Annotated in this window: 18 protein-coding genes; 16 read left to right on the top strand and 2 right to left on the bottom strand. The window is 28.2% G+C overall.

Annotated features, from left to right (window positions below; all coding sequences use genetic code 11):
• Window positions 1-73: 73 nt before the first annotated feature.
• A complete protein-coding gene (locus MTX53_RS08490) occupies window positions 74-826 on the top strand; it encodes an A24 family peptidase (protein ID WP_244833311.1) in 753 nt (250 codons plus the stop codon).
• A gap of 109 nt (window positions 827-935) precedes the next feature.
• Here the strand turns inward: MTX53_RS08490 and MTX53_RS08485 are convergent, their stop codons facing one another.
• Entirely contained in the window at window positions 936-2,249 is a 1,314-nt protein-coding gene (locus MTX53_RS08485) for an aspartate kinase (protein ID WP_244833310.1), read from the bottom strand.
• Window positions 2,250-2,574: 325 nt separating this feature from the next.
• Here MTX53_RS08485 and MTX53_RS08480 point away from each other — a divergent pair, with 325 nt between their 5' ends.
• The 11 genes from MTX53_RS08480 to holA all read left to right on the top strand — a co-directional run bounded on the left by MTX53_RS08480 (window position 2,575) and on the right by holA (window position 13,382).
• Complete coding sequence (locus MTX53_RS08480) at window positions 2,575-3,837, top strand: ammonium transporter (RefSeq protein ID WP_244833309.1); 1,263 nt, start codon at window positions 2,575-2,577, stop codon at window positions 3,835-3,837.
• Between the two features lie 45 nt (window positions 3,838-3,882).
• Window positions 3,883-4,242 (top strand): P-II family nitrogen regulator, encoded by a 360-nt coding sequence (locus tag MTX53_RS08475; RefSeq protein WP_244833308.1) that lies wholly within the window; start codon window positions 3,883-3,885, stop codon window positions 4,240-4,242.
• 167 nt (window positions 4,243-4,409) lie between these two features.
• A complete protein-coding gene (gene spoIIAA, locus MTX53_RS08470) occupies window positions 4,410-4,745 on the top strand; it encodes an anti-sigma F factor antagonist (protein ID WP_244833307.1) in 336 nt (111 codons plus the stop codon).
• A gap of 14 nt (window positions 4,746-4,759) precedes the next feature.
• A complete protein-coding gene (spoIIAB, locus tag MTX53_RS08465; protein ID WP_244833306.1) occupies window positions 4,760-5,191 on the top strand; it encodes an anti-sigma F factor in 432 nt (143 codons plus the stop codon).
• A 9-nt stretch (window positions 5,192-5,200) separates the two neighbouring features.
• Window positions 5,201-5,956, top strand: coding sequence for an RNA polymerase sporulation sigma factor SigF (gene sigF / locus MTX53_RS08460; RefSeq protein ID WP_244833305.1), 756 nt, complete (start codon window positions 5,201-5,203; stop codon window positions 5,954-5,956).
• Between the two features lie 181 nt (window positions 5,957-6,137).
• Window positions 6,138-6,599 (top strand): stage V sporulation protein AC, encoded by a 462-nt coding sequence (gene spoVAC / locus MTX53_RS08455; protein ID WP_244833304.1) that lies wholly within the window; start codon window positions 6,138-6,140, stop codon window positions 6,597-6,599.
• A gap of 23 nt (window positions 6,600-6,622) precedes the next feature.
• On the top strand, window positions 6,623-7,645 hold the full coding sequence (spoVAD, locus tag MTX53_RS08450; RefSeq protein WP_244833303.1) for a stage V sporulation protein AD: 1,023 nt from the start codon (window positions 6,623-6,625) through the stop codon (window positions 7,643-7,645).
• 26 nt (window positions 7,646-7,671) lie between these two features.
• Window positions 7,672-8,028 (top strand): stage V sporulation protein AE, encoded by a 357-nt coding sequence (spoVAE, locus tag MTX53_RS08445; RefSeq protein ID WP_244833302.1) that lies wholly within the window; start codon window positions 7,672-7,674, stop codon window positions 8,026-8,028.
• Between the two features lie 90 nt (window positions 8,029-8,118).
• Window positions 8,119-10,629: a cation-transporting P-type ATPase gene (locus MTX53_RS08440; RefSeq protein WP_244833301.1), complete on the top strand. Its 2,511-nt coding sequence runs from the start codon at window positions 8,119-8,121 to the stop codon at window positions 10,627-10,629.
• A 13-nt stretch (window positions 10,630-10,642) separates the two neighbouring features.
• Window positions 10,643-12,334 carry a ComEC/Rec2 family competence protein gene (locus tag MTX53_RS08435; RefSeq protein WP_244833300.1) on the top strand — a complete coding sequence of 564 codons (1,692 nt, stop codon included), beginning with the start codon at window positions 10,643-10,645 and terminating at the stop codon, window positions 12,332-12,334.
• 22 nt (window positions 12,335-12,356) lie between these two features.
• Window positions 12,357-13,382 carry a DNA polymerase III subunit delta gene (gene holA / locus MTX53_RS08430; protein ID WP_244833299.1) on the top strand — a complete coding sequence of 342 codons (1,026 nt, stop codon included), beginning with the start codon at window positions 12,357-12,359 and terminating at the stop codon, window positions 13,380-13,382.
• A gap of 42 nt (window positions 13,383-13,424) precedes the next feature.
• Here holA and rpsT read toward each other — a convergent pair whose 3' ends face one another.
• Window positions 13,425-13,688: a 30S ribosomal protein S20 gene (gene rpsT, locus MTX53_RS08425; protein WP_244833298.1), complete on the bottom strand. Its 264-nt coding sequence runs from the start codon at window positions 13,686-13,688 to the stop codon at window positions 13,425-13,427.
• 171 nt (window positions 13,689-13,859) lie between these two features.
• On the opposite strand from rpsT, the gene gpr reads away from it, so the two are divergent.
• The 4 genes from gpr (at window position 13,860) to lepA (ending at window position 18,217) form a co-directional block, all read left to right on the top strand.
• The gene (gene gpr, locus MTX53_RS08420; protein ID WP_244833297.1) at window positions 13,860-14,870 is read left to right on the top strand and encodes a GPR endopeptidase; all 1,011 of its coding nucleotides are present in this window, start codon (window positions 13,860-13,862) and stop codon (window positions 14,868-14,870) included.
• Window positions 14,871-14,933: 63 nt separating this feature from the next.
• Window positions 14,934-15,941, top strand: a complete 1,008-nt coding sequence (locus MTX53_RS08415) for a stage II sporulation protein P (protein ID WP_244833296.1) — start codon at window positions 14,934-14,936, stop codon at window positions 15,939-15,941.
• Between the two features lie 67 nt (window positions 15,942-16,008).
• The gene (locus MTX53_RS08410; protein WP_244833295.1) at window positions 16,009-16,320 is read left to right on the top strand and encodes a hypothetical protein; all 312 of its coding nucleotides are present in this window, start codon (window positions 16,009-16,011) and stop codon (window positions 16,318-16,320) included.
• Between the two features lie 91 nt (window positions 16,321-16,411).
• Window positions 16,412-18,217, top strand: coding sequence for a translation elongation factor 4 (lepA, locus tag MTX53_RS08405; protein ID WP_244833294.1), 1,806 nt, complete (start codon window positions 16,412-16,414; stop codon window positions 18,215-18,217).
• Window positions 18,218-18,220: the final 3 nt, after the last annotated feature.

The following is an 18,220-nucleotide window of genomic DNA, read 5'->3' as shown; positions in this document are numbered from 1 at the left end:
GAAAAGAGTACACTTATAATTAGATCAATAAATTATATTAAGATAAACTTTATTTTAGAAGGTGATGACAAATTTGAATTGTTTTTTAATAGTATTAATTGGTTTAGTTGTAGGAAGCTTTTTGAATATTTGTATTTTTAGAATACCAAAAGAGAAGCCTAATTTATTTTCTAAGTCACATTGTGTATTATGTGGCCACAAACTTAAAATTTTAGACGTTATACCTGTTTTGAGCTATATCGTTCTTAAAGGCAAATGTAGATATTGTAAAGATAGGATATCAATTGAGTATCCTATTATTGAAATATTAAATACTATTTTTTATGTATTGATTTATTATATGTTTGGAATTAACATAATTTCAATTAAGTATATGTTTTTGGTATCTATACTTATAGTTATTGCCATGATAGATTTAAAAACTAAGTATATATATGATTCCACTTTTTATTTAGCACTTGCAATTGGAAGCATATTTTTAGCTATTTCTTTCTTTCAAAATAAAGATCAGTGTTTGGAATTGTTTTTAGGAGCAGTTGCTGGATTTTTAATAATTGGAAGTATAGTAATTGTTACTCATGGAATGGGTGAGGGCGATATTGAGGTCGCATCAATATGTGGACTTTTTCTTGGAATAAGAGGTCTTATGTTAACACTATTTTTAGCAGTCTTAATTGGATCTTTTGAAGGAATTATGGTAACATTTTTTAAACATAAAGATTTAAAGTATAGAATTGCTTTTGGACCATCTATTGCAGCAGGAACTATTCTAACTATTTTTTGTGGGAAAACACTTTTTGATTCATATATGAATTTATTTATATAGTGGAAAATAAAAAAGATTTTTTAAAAGATGAGTAAAATTTTGGGATGCAGGCATTTTTATTTAAAAATGTCTACATCCCATTTATATACTTTAATTTTAAAATTTTATTTTAGTTAAAGGCTTTATATATTGCTGATATTGCAGTTTCAAATTTATCATTTTCAACACCAACTAAGATATTCATTTCACTTGAACCTTGATCAATCATTCTTATATTAATATCTGCTTCTGAAAGCGCTTTAAATATCTTTGCTGCAACACCTCTTTGAGAAGCCATTCCATTACCTACTGTTGCTATCATAGCCATACTAGGATGTACCTGAATTGAATCTGGAGAGCATACTTTTTTTATTTCATCAATTACAGCTTCTGCTTTATGTTTAAGCTGTGAATCTGAAATAACAAGACATACTGTATCTATTCCAGATGGCATATTCTCGAATGAAATATTATTCTGTTCAAGAACTGAAAGAAGTTTTCTACAAAATCCAAGCTCTGAATTCATCATTGCTTTTTCAATTGAGATAACTGTAAAGTCTTTTTTACCAGCTATTCCTGTTATTGTTTCATGTTTTTCACAAAGCTCGGAATCGCTTATTATAAGAGTTCCTTTATCTTCTGGTTTATTTGTATTTTTTATGTTAATTGGAATTCCTATTTCTCTTACAGGAAAAATTGCATCTTCGTGAAGAACAGACGCTCCCATATATGATAATTCTCTAAGTTCTGAATATGTAATGCTGTCTATTGGCTTTGGATTATCTACGATTCTTGGATCAGCCATTAAAAAGCCTGATACATCTGTCCAGTTTTCATAAAGATCTGCCTTTACAGCAGCTGCAACTAGTGCACCAGTTACATCTGAACCACCTCTTGAAAATGTTACTATGTTTTCATTTTCATCTGCACCGTAGAATCCTGGGATTACAGCATAAGGATGATCTTTTAATTTCTCTTTTAATGCAATATGTGTCTTTTCTCTATTTAAACATCCATCAGTTTCAAATATTATCACATCTTTTGCATCTACAAAGTCAAATCCTAAGTAGTTTGCAAGCACAAGTCCGTTTAAATATTCACCTCTGCTTGCTGCGTAATCTTTTGAAGCACCATTTTCTAGATCTTTTTTTACTTTATATAGATGTTTTTCTATATTAAAATCAAGATTTAAATCTTTTACGATGTTTATGTATCTTTCTTTTATATGATCAAAAACATCATCAAAAGATATTCCTGTATCAACATGTGCTTGACAAAGATATAAAAGGTCAGTAATTTTTGAATCTTTAGAGCTCCTTTTGCCTGGAGCTGATGGAACTACATACTTTCTTCTTTTGTCTGAAGTTATTATATTTTTAACTTTTTTAAATTGATTAGCATCAGCTAAAGAACTGCCGCCAAATTTTGTGATTATAGTATTCATTATTTAGCCCCCATTATATATTATAAATCTTTATAATTGTATCAAGTTATGAGAAAATATTCAAGAGTGACTTAAATAATATATTATTTAAGTAGGAAAATTTAATTTATTAAAAGATTCACTAAAACTATTGACATTTTTTGAAATCATATATATAATAAAGCCATAAATTAAATATGAAGACAACGGAGTCATGAAATACTTTTTTCATGACTCCATTTTTATTTTCAAATAATATTCTGCAGAAACTATTAATTTAAGAAAGTAAAGTTAATATTTATTTTATTTAACTAGCAAAATAGCATAATACGAAGGGGGATTTATTATGGATATTAATATTGCTATTGATAGTGTATGGGTACTTGTAGGATCAATTTTAGTTTTTTGGATGCAGGCTGGTTTTGCAATGGTTGAGACTGGTTTTACGAGGTCTAAAAATGCAGGTAATATAATAATGAAAAATTTAATGGATTTCGCACTTGGTTCTTTAATTTTCTGGGTGATTGGATTTGGAATTATGTTTGGAACAGATGTTTCTGGATTTATTGGAATTCCAGGATTATTTGCACAAGGATCTTCGCTTGCATATCCAGATGGAATTGATAAATATGTATTTTTATTTTTTCAAACAGTATTCTGTGCAACAGCAGCTACTATAGTATCAGGAGCTATGGCAGAGAGAACTAAATTTATTTCATATTGTATATATAGTGTAGTAATAAGTGGAATTATTTATCCAATAGCAGGTCACTGGATATGGGGTGGCGGTTGGCTTTCACAAATGGGATTTCATGATTTTGCAGGATCTACTGCAGTTCACTCAATAGGTGGTTGGTATGCATTAGTTGGAGCTATTATATTAGGACCTAGAATTGGAAAGTATACTAAAGACGGTAAATCTAATCCTATTTTAGGACACAGTTTAACATTAGGAGCACTTGGAGTATTTATTTTATGGATGGGATGGTTTGGATTCAATCCTGCATCTAGTTTAAGCGTAACTGGTGAAGGTATGCTTGAATTATCTTCAAGAGTATTTATAACAACTAATCTTGCAGCAGCGGCAGCAGCAACAACAGTAATGATTTTTACATGGCTTAAATATGGAAAGCCAGATGTAAGTTTAACACTTAATGCAGTACTTGCAGGACTTGTAGCAATAACAGCAGGATGCGATGTTGTTACTCCAGTTGGATCTGTATTTATTGGAATAATCGCTGGAGTTTGTATGACTTATGGAATTGAAATTATTGATAAAGTATTTAAAATAGACGATCCAGTTGGAGCATGTGGAGTTCATTTACTTTGCGGTGTAATGGGAACACTTATGACAGGATTATTTGCATATTATGGTCCTATGAAAGGTTTATTTTACGGCGGAGGAATTAATTTCTTCTTAATTCAACTTGTAGGTGTAGCAGCAGTTGGTGCATGGGGAGTAATTACAGCTATATGCATTTTCAAATTAATTAAATCAACAATTGGATTAAGAGTTTCAAGAGAAGAAGAAATAAGAGGCCTTGATTTAGAAGAACATGGACTTGAAAGCAGCTATGCAGATTTCCAGAGCGTAAATATAAATATTTAATAATTGCATAAGTAATAAGTAAAGTAAGTAATAGGAGGTTTTTTTATGGCTGATAAAATAAGTAAGATAGATATAATAACTAGAAGGTCAAAATTTGAGGAACTTTTAAATGCTTTAAATGAAATAGGAGTAACAGGAATAACAGTAACTCAAGTTTTAGGATGTGGTACACAAAAAGGAGACATTCAGTATTATAGAGGAGTCCCAATGGAAATGAAACTCTTATCTAAGATAAAAGTAGAGATTGTTGTATGCGAAGTTCCAGTCGAAAAAGTAATTGAAACAGCACAGAAAGTATTAAAAACTGGAGAAATTGGGGATGGAAAAATATTCGTATATGATGTAAATCATGTTTTAAAGATAAGAACAGGTGCAAAAGACAGAGAAGCTCTTATGAATGAATAATTTTTAATATAATATAGAATAGAAATTAAAACCAGAATGATACAAACGAGTATCGTTCTGGTTTTTACATTATATATAGTTTACGATTTGACTATTGCTACATATTATGTTAATATATGTAAATAAAGTACAAGGAGGTGAATGTTCTATTTTATTAGAACAGAAATATGGATATAAGTTTTACTAGAAAAAAAGATGTACTTATTATTTCTCTTATTGGCGAACTTGATCATCATAGTGCTGAAGATGTCAGAAGTAAAATAGATGACAGAATTGATAGGGATGAGATAAAAAAAGTTATCCTAAATTTTAACAATGTGTCCTTTATGGATAGTTCGGGAATAGGAGTTATTATGGGAAGATATAAGAAAATAAAAAGCAGAGAGGGCAATATTGTTATAGCGGGTATGAACAGTAGCATTGATAAAATGTTTAAGGTAGGAGGATTATATAACATTTTGACAAAATATGATACTATGGAGGAAGCACTAAAAAGCATTTAGATGGAGGGGTTTTAATGTTTGACAATAAAATAAGCATTGAGTTTATTAGCAAATCTGAAAATGAGGCTTTTGCAAGAGTTGCAATATCTGCTTTTATAGCCCAGATAGATCCACTTGTTGATGAGATAACTGATGTCAAAACAGCCGTTTCAGAAGCAGTAACCAATTCAATAATTCATGGATATGAAGGAAAAGAAGATGGGATTATACGAATTGATGCGGAATTATATAATAATATAGTAACGATTTCTGTTTTGGACAAGGGGAAAGGAATAAAGGACATAAAAAAAGCTATGCAGCCTTTATATACATCAAGACCGGATCTTGAAAGATCAGGAATGGGTTTTACTGTAATGCAGTCATTTATGGATGATGTTAAAGTTGAAAGTGAAGAGGGGAATTTTACTAAAGTTATAATAAAGAAAAAATTTACTTCTATAAATTAGGTGATTTGAGTGGGCAGCGAGAATTTTAAAAATAACACATATGATTATAATGAGAATATAGAACTTTTATCTAGAGCTAAAAGTGGAGACTTGGAAGCTATGGATAAATTGATAAAGATTAATCTTCCACTTGTCTCAGCAATTACTAAAAAATTTTTGAATAGAGGATACGAATATGATGATATTTATCAGATAGGTTCAGTTGGACTTGTAAAGGCTATAAAGAATTTTAATAATGATTTCAATGTTAAGTTTTCAACATATGCAGTTCCTATGATAATTGGTGAAATAAAAAGATTTCTTCGAGATGATGGTATGATAAAGGTAAGTAGAAATGTAAAAAGCCTTTCAAATAAAATTCATTTTTTTAAAGAAGAACTTGCAAAAAAATTAAATAGAGCACCAACTATTGAGGAATTATCTGAGTATTCAGGAGTCGATAAAGAAGAAATTATATTTGCAATAGAATCATCGAGCACTCTCCATTCGATTTATGAAACTATTCATAAAGAAGATGGGGCGCCAGTTCTTCTTATTGATAAACTTACTCATAATAATATGGGAATAGATGATAATTTTATTGAAAAAATAGAGCTTAAAGAAGCAATTATGAGTCTTGATGCAAAATCTAGACAAATAATAATACTTAGGTATTTTAGAGACAAAACTCAGATTGAAGTAGCAAAAATGCTTGGGATAAGTCAGGTTCAAGTTTCAAGAATTGAAAAAAAAGTAATTTCAATGATAAGGGAAAGGATGAGTTAATATCAGAATTAAATGATAAAACATATATTATATGAAATATTTTATTGAAATAGAATTTGGAATTAAGTATAAAAGAGTTTCTTGTTAAAAGCGGAAGCTCTTTTATTTTGTATAAAAATGAATCTTTATGAAGATACTAAAAAAGATGATTTGACTTTTGAAATAAAACAGGAGTGATTATATGGACAAGAAAATTAATAAATTAGAAGTAAAAACGAAATATCAAAAGATGACTCAGGAAATAAATCCAAAGTCAAAAGTTTTAAAGGATTGTATAAATGCATTTTTAGTTGGAGGAGTTATTTGCAGTATAGGTCAGTTTATAAATAATATGTCCCTATATTTTGGAATGGATAGTGAACATGTAAAAAATTTTGTCCCAATTGTTATGATTTTTATTGGAGCTTTTTTAACTGGTCTTGGAGTATATAGTAAGATAGCTGAATTTGGAGGAGCAGGTACTGTAGTCCCAATTACAGGATTTTCAAATGCAGTTGTTTCACCTGCTATAGAATTTAAAAAGGAAGGATTCATTTTTGGAGTAGCTGCAAAGATGTTTACAATAGCAGGACCTGTTCTTGTTTATGGAATAGGAACATCTGTAATAATAGGAATAATACATTACTTTATTAAGATTTTTTAATTTAAGTATAGGAGGCTAGTATTTTGAGTAATATTTCTAAAAAAATTGGTAGACAGACTGTAAAATTAAAAGATCCACCTAAAATAATATCTACATATTCAGTTGTAGGTCCAAAGGAAGGTAATGGACCTTTAAAATCATATTTTGATAAAATTTTAAACGATGATACATGTGGAAAAGATAGTTATGAAAAAGCTGAGAGTAATATGATGTTTACAGCAATAAGTGAAGCAATGAAAAAAGCTTCATTAACTGAAAATGATATAGATTATCTTTTCGCTGGGGATTTATTAAATCAGATAATTTCTTCAAGTTTTGCAGCAAGAGAATTTAGTATACCATTTTTTGGACTTTACGGTGCATGCTCTACAATGGCAGAATCACTATCTCTAGGTTCTATAATTATGGATGGAGGATTTGCAAATTATGTAGTTGCAGCAACATCATCTCATTTTAGTGCTGCTGAAAGGCAATTTAGATTTCCACTTGATTATGGTACTCAGAGGGCTCAGACAGCTCAATGGACAGTAACAGGTTCTGGTGCAATGATTTTAGCACATACAGGAAATTTCCCTAAGGTAACGTATGTAACAACAGGAAAAGTTGAAGATTTTGGACAAAAAGATGCAAATAATATGGGAGCAGCAATGGCTCCTGCTGCAGTTGCAACAATAGCAGCTCATTTTAACGATACAGGAAGAAAACCTGAAGATTATGATTTAATAGCAACAGGTGATTTAGGTAGTGTTGGTAAAAAGCTTGCAGATAAGCTAATGCTAGAATATGGTTATGATATAAGTAAAGAGCATGTAGATTGCGGTGAAATAATCTTTGATAGTAAAAGTCAGAATACAAATTCAGGAGGAAGCGGATGTGGATGTTCTGCGGTAGTTTTTTCTGGATATATATATAAAAGACTTTTAAGAAAAGAAATAAAAAAAGTTCTTCTTGTATCAACAGGAGCTCTTATGAGCACGACTTCATCACTTCAGGGAGAAACTATTCCAGGAATAGCGCATGCTGTTGCTGTTGAAATGGATGATTAATAAAGATTTTGAAAGGATGGTTGTTTATGAGCTATGTAAGTGCATTTATTGTAGGAGGTCTTATTTGTGTAATAGGTCAACTTTTGATTGATTATACAAAACTTACTCCTGGAAGAATATTAGTAAGTTTTGTTGTACTTGGAGCAATTCTTGGTTCATTTGGATTATATGATAAATTAATTGAAATTGGAGGTGCGGGAGCTACAGTCCCTCTTCCAAGCTTTGGAAATGGTCTTGCAAAAGCTGTAATTGAAGAAGTAGACAAAGAAGGATTTATAGGAGTATTTACAGGAGGAATAAAAGGAGGTGCGGCTGGAATAACGGCTGCAATATTTTTTGGATATATTATGTCTTTAATATTTAATCCTAAAACTAAAAATTAGCAAAAAGCTGTGATAAATTGTTTATTAATTGTTAAATATAATATACAATGATATTATATAGAAAATAATAAATTGGATGGTGGGGTTATCTTGGAAAAATATAGTACTGTTTCTTGGCCTGATATAGTAAGCATATTAAAAAGTGATGCTTCTAAAGGCTTAAATGAAATAGATTGCAATAATTTAAGAGAAAAGTATGGATCAAATAAAGTTGATATCATTAACAAAAATAATGTACTTTTCTATATAATATTAATTTTCAAACAGAAACTTAATTATGTATATGCACTTATTATTGGATTTTTATTATTTTACAGATTCTATTTTTATGCAGAAATTTTAGGAGTTATATTTGTAATAAATATTATTGCACAGATGCTGCATAATATTTTAAGACAGATGAAATTATCTGGACTTAAAAAAATAAATTCTACAAAAGCAATTGTACTTAGAGATGGAGTCGTAAAGATTATAAAGAGTGAGGAACTAGTTGTAGGAGATATAGTAAAATTTCAGCAGGGAACTTTAATTCCTGCTGATATAAGAATAATTAAAGCTAGTAATTTAAAAGTAGATGAACGAAGTATTACTGGAGAACATTTTCTTAAAGAAAAGTTTGAAGGTAAGGTATCTGGATATATTAATTCTATAAAAGAGATGAAAAATATATTATTTAAAGGTACAGTAGTAAAGCAAGGAACTGGGACAGGCATAGTTATTTCTACAGGAAATTTTACTCAACTTGGAAAAATAATAACTATGATTACATATGCAAACGAAAAGAAACATATTTTTGCTAATAAAATATCAAATATATGGTTTAAATACATAGGAATGTTTACTTTAATAGTAATGTGTATTGCATTATTATTAATATGGTCATCAATTCCAATTGATATAATAGCATTTTCATTATTTATAATAGGATGTTTTCCAATCGTAGCATTTTCTGCACTCAATTATTATATGATAATTAGAAAATTTAAAAAAGATAATATAATAATTAATAATTTTTCTGTTTTTGACTTTGTAAAAGATCTTGATATTATGTTTCTTGATAAGATAGGTTCTGTAAGTAAAAACGAAATGGAAGTAAAGCAGATTTATACTAATGATAAGATTGTTTTTGATGGTAAATCAGCATATGTACGTGATACTAATTTTAATAGAATGCTTGAAATATCTCTTATATGTAATAATGCTTCATATGATGAGCAACATGATGGAGGAAAGGGGAATATAACTGAAATAGCATATTTAAAATTTGCTGCAATGAAAAAAGTTTATAAATCGGCAGTAGACAATTCAAATTCAAGAATTTTTGAGATACCGATTGATACGGACAAAAGATTTTATACTGTGCTTACAAATAATAGAAAAGGATATAGAGCAAATTCGAGAGGAAATCTCGATTCTCTTTTAAGTATATGTACTCATGTAATGATAGATGGCGTAGAAAGAGAGCTTACTGATGAAAGAATTAAAAAAATAAAAGATATTGATATGAAATTTTCTTTAGATGGTCTTATTACTCAAGGAATAGCATATAGAAATTTTAAATATAAGCCTTCAAGATCAGAAAATATTGAAAGTAATATGGTCTTTGTTGGAATAATGGCACTTGAGAATCCACTTATAGATACGCTTGAAGATTCAGTAGAATCAATTAAAAATAAGGGTATAATACCTATTTTATTTACAGAGGAGAATAAATTAAGTGCTATTACTAATGGAAAAAGAGCTAATATTATAAAAAATCCTCTTCAGGTTATTTCTGGAATAGAATTAGATTCGTTGAATAAAAAGGAACTTACAGATGTTTTATCTAAAGTAAGAATATTTTGTAAAGTTACACCTGATGTTAAAGCAAAGATAATATCATTATTTATAAAAGATGGGTATAAAGTAGCAAGTACAGGAGACACACTAGGGGATATACCATCTCTTAATATTTCTACTGTTGGTATTTCAAGAGCAGATTCATCTGAAGCTGTTAGAAAATTTTCAGACTTTTTTATTAAAGGACATAACTATTTATCAGCATTTTTTAAAGTTAGGAATTTTTCTATGGCTCTTTTATCAAATATTGAAAGAGCATTTATGATATCTGCTACGATGATTGCTTCAGAGTTATTGACTTTATTTATAGGCTTTTTTATTGGAAAACAAGATATATTTAATTTTATAAATATAATTTTCTTAAATATTTTATTCCTTATTCCTATATCAATTATTATGATAGAACATAAAGGAAAGGAAATTTCGTTTACAGAAATGGTTATACGATCAGTGATATATTCTTCTGGAATTTTAACTATATGCTCTAAAACTGAAAGTGGAGAGTCGGTTTTAATTTCTTCTATTATTTTATCACTAGGAATTTTTATGTTTATTTTATTTAATAGCTTTTATGAATTTGGAAAATTTTCTAAAGAAATATCAGTAATTTTGATTGAACTTGTGTGTATAGGATTATTTTGCTTTATATATTTATACTTTAATTCTATTATGGTGTCTACTTTTGCAATAAGTCAGGCATGTGGATTTATATTTATTTTACTTATTTTTGAAATATTAATTAAAAAGTGGCAAAACTCTTAATGAGGTGAGATTTTTGTTATTTATTAAGTCTAATAAGGATAGATACTATAATCCTATTATATATCTTTTTATTTCGCTTTTATCGGGCTGTATATTTTATAGTTTGATATTAGATGATAGAAGTCTTGCATTAATAAGTGCAGGACTTTTTTTTATATTTATTTTTATAAAAGTTGAATATAAGTTTTTTATTATTATCATTTTAGTCTTCTTAGTAGGCTATTTTGAGACAGCTATGTATTATAGAGTTCCTTCATATATAAATTCACATATAAGGATTAAATCTGTTAAATATGGAAAAAATGTTTGTACTTGTGATGGTAAGAAGTATGTTTTAGATTCAAAAGTTGATGATTTATATGAAGGAAAAAAGTATTCTGTTATAGGTAAAGTTTACAAAGAAAATGATATTTCAAATGGGATATGTGGTAAAATCACTCCTTTTAGTATGAAAGAAGATAGAGATGATTTTTATACTAATCTTCAAAAAATAAAATATAAAGTTTATAAAAAACTTAAAGAAAATATTGGAAAGAGAAAAGCGTCACTAATAGCATCAATTTCATATGGATATTCAAGTGAACTTGATGTGCAGGATAAAGAAGAGTTAAAGTCATTTGGAATAATTCATACAATAAGTGTTTCAGGACTTCATGTTGCGTTTATATTTGAAATTTTTAAAATGATGTTATCTTCTAGAGTGTCAATTATAATTACATTTATATATGTTATGTTTACAGGATGTAGTGTATCTTCAATAAGATCGTTTATAATGCTCTTATCGATATTTTTTTCAGGAATATTAAAAAGGAATAATAATTCCATGTCATCGCTTTCTTTTGCTGGAATTATAATACTTATTATTAATCCAGCATCTGCATCAGAAATTTCGTTTCATCTTTCATTTTTAGCTACAGCAGGTATTATTTTATTTAATAAGAAATTGAATATTTTTTTATATAAATTGCCTAAAAAGCTTTGTCAAATTATTTGTATATCGTTGTCAGCACAAGCTTTTGTCATACCATATGTATTTATTGTTTTTAATAATATTTCTATAAATTTTTTAATAGGGAATTTAATATTTGTCCCTTTTATAAATATTATACTTATTATAGGAAATATTTTAACATTTTTTATATTTGTACCATATGCTTTTGATTATATTTCGTATCTTATTATACACTGTATTAATATATATGATTATTTTTTAGATAAGGTGTCTTATTTTTCATTGCCATATATTTATGGCAATCAGAATCTTGCAACACTTTACATTACATATTGTTTTTCTTTATATTTAATAAAGAAAGGATATAAAAAATTTGTATATCTGCCTTTAATATATTCAGGTTTTTTAGTAGTATCGTTATATAAACCTTTTTTTGTAATAGAGTATCATGATAAAGGGATAGTAAGTATATCATATAAATTTGAAAGAGTTTTAATTTCTCAAAAAAGAAATGCAAACTTAAAAGATATTTCTAAAATTATTCTTTCTGATAATATAATAAGGGAAGCGTATAAAGTAAAAGCAGGTGAATTATTAACTTTAGAGAAATGTGGGAAAAATTATATTTTGGATACTAAGATAAAAAGATATCTTTTAAAATTGGAAGATTTAGATGAGAAAACAACATATTATGATATAATAGATTTTAAGAAAAATAGAAAACTTATTGTGATAGGCGGCAGAATTTTTTAGGCAGAAAAGAGGATTTTAATTAGTGATTAATTATGATGAATTTTTATCAGAAATTGAAAATGGAAAGAAAAAAAATGGATATTTGATGGCAGGACTTGATGAAGAATTAATCAAAGAATGTATAAATAAGATTATAAACAAAAATATAGATCAAAATTTTAGAGAACTTAATGTAATAAAGTTTGATGGAATGAGTGTTACGTTTGATGAAATTTTTAATGCATGTGAGACCATGCCGTTCATGTCAGATAAAAAAGTAGTAATTGTTTATAGATCTGTATTCTTAAATGAAAAACAAGATATTAAAATGATTCAAAAATTAAAAGATTATGTAAAGAATTTACCTTCATTTACAATATTTATTATGTATACATTACTAAAAGATAAAAGAGATAAGATTCCCAAAAATAAAAACATAATGACTTTCGATAAAAGCTTAGAACTTGTTTACTGCGATAAAATAAGAAAGGATAGATTTATAAAAAAGGTTAGTGACATATTTAAAGAAAAACATGCTTTAATTGGAAGAACAGAACTTATGTATTTTATAAATAAATGTGGAACTAATTTTACTATAATAAAAAGTGAATCAGATAAAATTGTATCATACTGTCTTAATAGAGAAATTAAAAAAAATGATATTGATAAGATAGTATCTTCTTCAGAAGAGGATGATATATTTGATCTTGTAGATTTAGTATCTCAAGGTAAAATTGAAATGGCTGAAGATGTTTTGAAAGAAATACTTTTTAAAAGAGATAGCCATATGCTAATTTTATCTGCAATAGAAAGACAGTTTCAGAGACTTTATGAAATAAAAATAGGACTTTTAAATGGAAAAAACGTAGGATATTTTGAAAAAGAGTTTAGACTTTCAAACTTTGTAATATTAAAATTAATTTCGCTTTCAAAAAGATTTTCAAAAAAGAAAATTGAAAAGATTTTAAATCTCACTTTAGAAACTGAGAAGAGAATAAAGAGTACTACTTTAGATAAAGATATGGAACTTGAGTTTTTGCTTCTTAGTACGGTAACAATAAAAGCATAGAAACGAAAACACCCGTCAGAAAAATTCTGACGGGTTTAAAGATTATGCTAAAATGTTTAATTTAGCAGCTAATCTTGATTTCTTTCTGGCAGCCATGTTCTTATGGATAACATTTTTTGTAGCAGCCATATCTAAAGTCTTTACAACTGATGTATATAAAGTTTTAGCTTCTTCAACGTTCTTTGCGTCTACTGCAGTTTCAAACTTTTTAATAACAGTCTTTAATCCAGATTTAATCATTCTGTTATTAGCAGTTTTTGTTCTAGTAACTAGAATTCTTTTCTTTGCTGATTTTATATTTGCCATTCTTAATTCACCCCCTTAATTTTTTATAGGGTTTCGCAGTTTTTGGGGAAATCTGCGTACGAGTTTATATTCAACAAACTTTATTATATCATCGCAGAATACGTAATTCAAGTATTAAAATAAAAGAAAAAGGAAAAATAGAATTAAATAGAGTATTTTGAGGTGAATATTATGGATAAAAATAAAAAAATAGTTAATTCTGAGTATAGTGTAAGAACTGATCTTGCTGTAGAAGCAAGAGAGATTTACAAAGAAAAACATCATGAGAAAGATATAGATGGAATAGAAGTTACAGAAGAAAAAAATGATGATATTAATGTTATAACAGTAAATATAAAAAATGATGATGCTGCTATTAAAATGGGAAAAGATAAAGGTACATATATAACTATAGAAATACCATCTTATACTCATTATGATGGAACATGTATGGAAAATGTAGCAAAAGTTTTGAATATGAGTCTTAAAAAGTTGTTTGATCTTAAAAAAAATCAGACTGCACTTGTTGTTGGACTCGGTAATATAGATATTACTCCTGATGCATTAGGCCCTAAAGTTATTAAGAAAATTATGGTTACAAGACATTTAAAAAATCTTATGGATAAGTCTTCACTTGAAGATGTAAGAGATGTATGTGCAATAGCACCAGGAGTTCTTGGAGTTACTGGAATTGAAACAGCTGAAATTATAAAAGCTGTAGTTAATAAAGTAAAACCTGATATAGTAATATGCATTGATGCATTAGCAGCAAGGAGAACTGAAAGAGTAAATAATACTATACAGATATGTGATACAGGAATATCACCTGGTGCAGGAGTTAAAAATAATAGAACTGAGATTAATAAAAAAAGTCTTGGATGTGACGTGATTGCAATTGGAGTTCCAACAGTTGTTGATGCACTTACTATAACAAATGATACTTTAGATTGTGTTATTGATTATCTTATAAAAAATTCCCCAAATGGAAGTGAATTTTTTAAGATGCTTAATAATATAAATAGAAATGAAAAGATGGCACTTATAAACGATGCAATATCGTCTAATGTTCTAAAAGATATGATAGTAACACCAAAAGAAATAGATCTTATAATAGATTCTCTTTCTGAAATAATATCAGATGGAATAAATTTATCTATTCAACAAGATATGACTTATGATGAAATTAAAAAATTCTTAAAATAAAATCTTTCTATAATAATTATGTTAAATCACTAATATATTAATTATGGAAAGAGGGGGATCTTTATGAAAAGGGGAACATCGAAAGAAAATTTTTTCAAAGAATTTATATTCATAGCAGTTATATTTTTAATCACTATAAAAATGTTTTCGGCTATAAAAAGCGAAATGAAAGAAAATGGTATATATTATACTAATCTTATAAAATTAGAAAATCCTTATTTAATTGATAAAGAAGATGGTAAAAAAATTATTCCTAAAAAAATTTTAATGAAATTTGCAGGAATATCAGATCTTTCATATAGAGATATAACATGCGGTGAAATGAGTATCTTAAATGTTCCACTTTTGAAAAATGGGGAATATGATGAGTTTGAGATAAATGACAGCAGTATTTCAAAATTTGAAAAAAATACATCAGATGAGAAAACTGATAATACCAATATATATGATTCGTCTCTTAAAAAAGAGCTTCAAAAATCTAATGTAGAAGTTCTTGTGTACCATACACATACACATGAAAATTATTCGGAATCTCAAACAGATAGTCAAAATGAAGAAACAAATGTAGTTGGAGTTGGAGATGTTTTATGTGATGAACTTGAAAATAATTATGGAATAGCTACAATTCATGATAAAACTGACCATTGTGTTTCATATAATGGCTGCTATACACGTTCTGGTGAAACTGTTGATAAATATATAAAGAAATATAATACTTTTAAGATGATAATAGACCTTCATAGAGATTCTATTAAAAATAAAAGTGCGTGTACATTTAGTGTTTTTGGGCAAAATGCTGCAAAAGTTATGTTTGTAAATTCTGAAAATAGTTCAAGGTATCAAAAAAATAGAGAATTTACAGAACTTTTAAATAAAAAAGCAGAGGAACTTTTCCCTGGAATTTCTAGAGGAATTCTTACTTATCATCATGGGATTGATGCATTTCATCAGGGAAAAAACGATGGGGCTGCATTATTTGAACTTGGTTCTATTATGAACACACCAGATGAAGCAAAATTAACTGCTAAATGTCTTGCTAGAGTAATTGCTGAAGTATTAAATAAAAAATAGAAATAAATGAATAAAAAGCATCTAATTTGTAAATAATAATAATTATATTTATAGATTAGGTGATATTATGAAAAAGAGATATTTATTTATTAAGATAATCCCCGTATTAGTTGTATTAATGTTTATGTTATGGAACATAGTAAAGATAAATGTAATAAATACTAGAGCACTTTCTCCTCTTGGAAATGCTGAAGAAAATTATGATATGGCAAAAAGTGAATTCGGAGGAGATTTTGAAAACTTTATTATAGACAATTCTTATATAAAAATATATCCTGAAAAAGATGGTCAGGTTTTTATTAAAATAGGAAACAAAGATTTTTTAATAAAGAGTAAACTTAAAGACATAAAAGAGTTTATAGAAAACAAGATTAAATAAAGTTGCGTTGTACGCTTTTATAGTTTTATGATATAATCAATCTGATTATACTAAAACAGGGGGTGAAAGACTGTTAAAAACAGTTTAATATATGAAAAATGACAGACAACAGTTTATTAGAAATTTTTCAATCGTAGCACATATAGATCATGGTAAGTCAACCCTTGCAGATAGACTACTTGAGCTTACAGGTACTCTTACAAAAAGAGAAATGGATGAGCAGGTACTCGATAATATGGAAATTGAAAAAGAAAGAGGAATTACAATTAAGTCTCAAGCGGCAAGACTTATTTATAAGAGAAAAGATGGAAACGAGTATATTTTAAATTTAATAGATACTCCAGGACATGTAGATTTCAATTATGAAGTATCAAGGAGTCTTGCTGCTTGTGAGGGTGCACTTTTAGTAGTTGATGCAACTCAAGGAATTCAAGCTCAAACGCTTGCAAATACGTATCTTGCACTTGATAACGACCTTGAAATTACACCTGTAATAAATAAAATAGATCTTCCATCAGCAAGACCTGATGAAATAAAAAAGGAAATAGAAGATGTAATAGGTATAGATGCTGAGGATGCACCACTTATTTCAGCTAAAACAGGACTTAACGTAGATAAGGTTTTAGAATCAATTGTAGAGAACATACCATCACCAGAAGGAGATGTAAATGCACCTCTTAAGGCACTTATTTTTGATTCATATTATGACAGCTATAAAGGTGTTGTATGTATTGTAAGAATATTTGATGGAGAAGTAAAAGTTGGAACAAAAATTAAACTTATGGCAACTAATACAGTTTATGATGTTACAGAAGTTGGAGTATTTACTCCAAGTGTACTTCCTACAAAAGAACTTTCAGCTGGAGATGTTGGCTATATTGCCGCTTCAATTAAAAATGTAAGAGATGCAAGAGTTGGAGATACTATAACTTATGCAGAAAATCCTACAAAAAAAGCACTTCATGGATATAAGCCAGCAATTCCTATGGTATTTACAGGTATTTATCCTGTTGATGGTGCAAAGTATGATGAACTTAAAGAAGCATTAGAGAAACTTCAAATAAATGATGCGGCATTAAGTTTTGAAAAAGAAACATCAATAGCACTTGGGTTTGGATTTAGATGTGGATTTTTAGGACTTCTTCATATGGAAATAATTCAAGAAAGAATTGAAAGAGAATTTAATCTTGAAATTATTACAACAGCGCCATCTGTAATCTATAAAGTAAAAAAGACAGATGGGACAATGATGCAACTTACAAATCCTACAAATCTTCCTCCTATGGCAGAAGTTTCGTATATGGAAGAGCCAATAGTTAAGGTGTCTATAATAACTCCTAAAGATTATGTTGGACCTGTTATGGAATTATGTCAGGATAGAAGAGGAACATATATAGATTTAGAGTATATAGAAGAAACAAGAGCAGTACTTCATTATGATATTCCGCTTAATGAAGTAATATATGATTTTTTTGATACATTAAAATCAAGAACTAGAGGATATGCATCACTTGATTATGAGTTTAAAGGATATAAACAGACAAAACTTGTAAAACTTGATATTCTTCTTAATGGGGATATAGTAGATGCACTTTCAATGATAGTTCCTGAAGAAAGAGCTTATAATAAAGGAAGAGCAATAGCTGAAAAATTAAAAGAACTTATTCCAAGACAATTATTTGAGATTCCAATACAGGCTACTATAGGTGCAAAGATTATAGCAAGAGAGACAGTTAAGGCTATGAGAAAAGATGTACTTGCAAAATGTTATGGCGGAGATATTTCAAGAAAGAAAAAACTTCTTTCAAAGCAAAAAGAAGGAAAAAAGAGAATGAGACAGGTAGGTTCTGTTGAAATTCCGCAAGAGGCATTCATGTCAGTACTTAAAGTTGATTAAAAA

Source organism: Clostridium sp. BJN0001 (assembly GCF_022869825.1).
Classification (GTDB): Bacteria; Bacillota; Clostridia; order Clostridiales; family Clostridiaceae; genus Clostridium.
The sequence above is the reverse complement of the archived record's forward strand: the minus strand, read 5'-3'. Positions and strand labels throughout refer to the sequence as shown.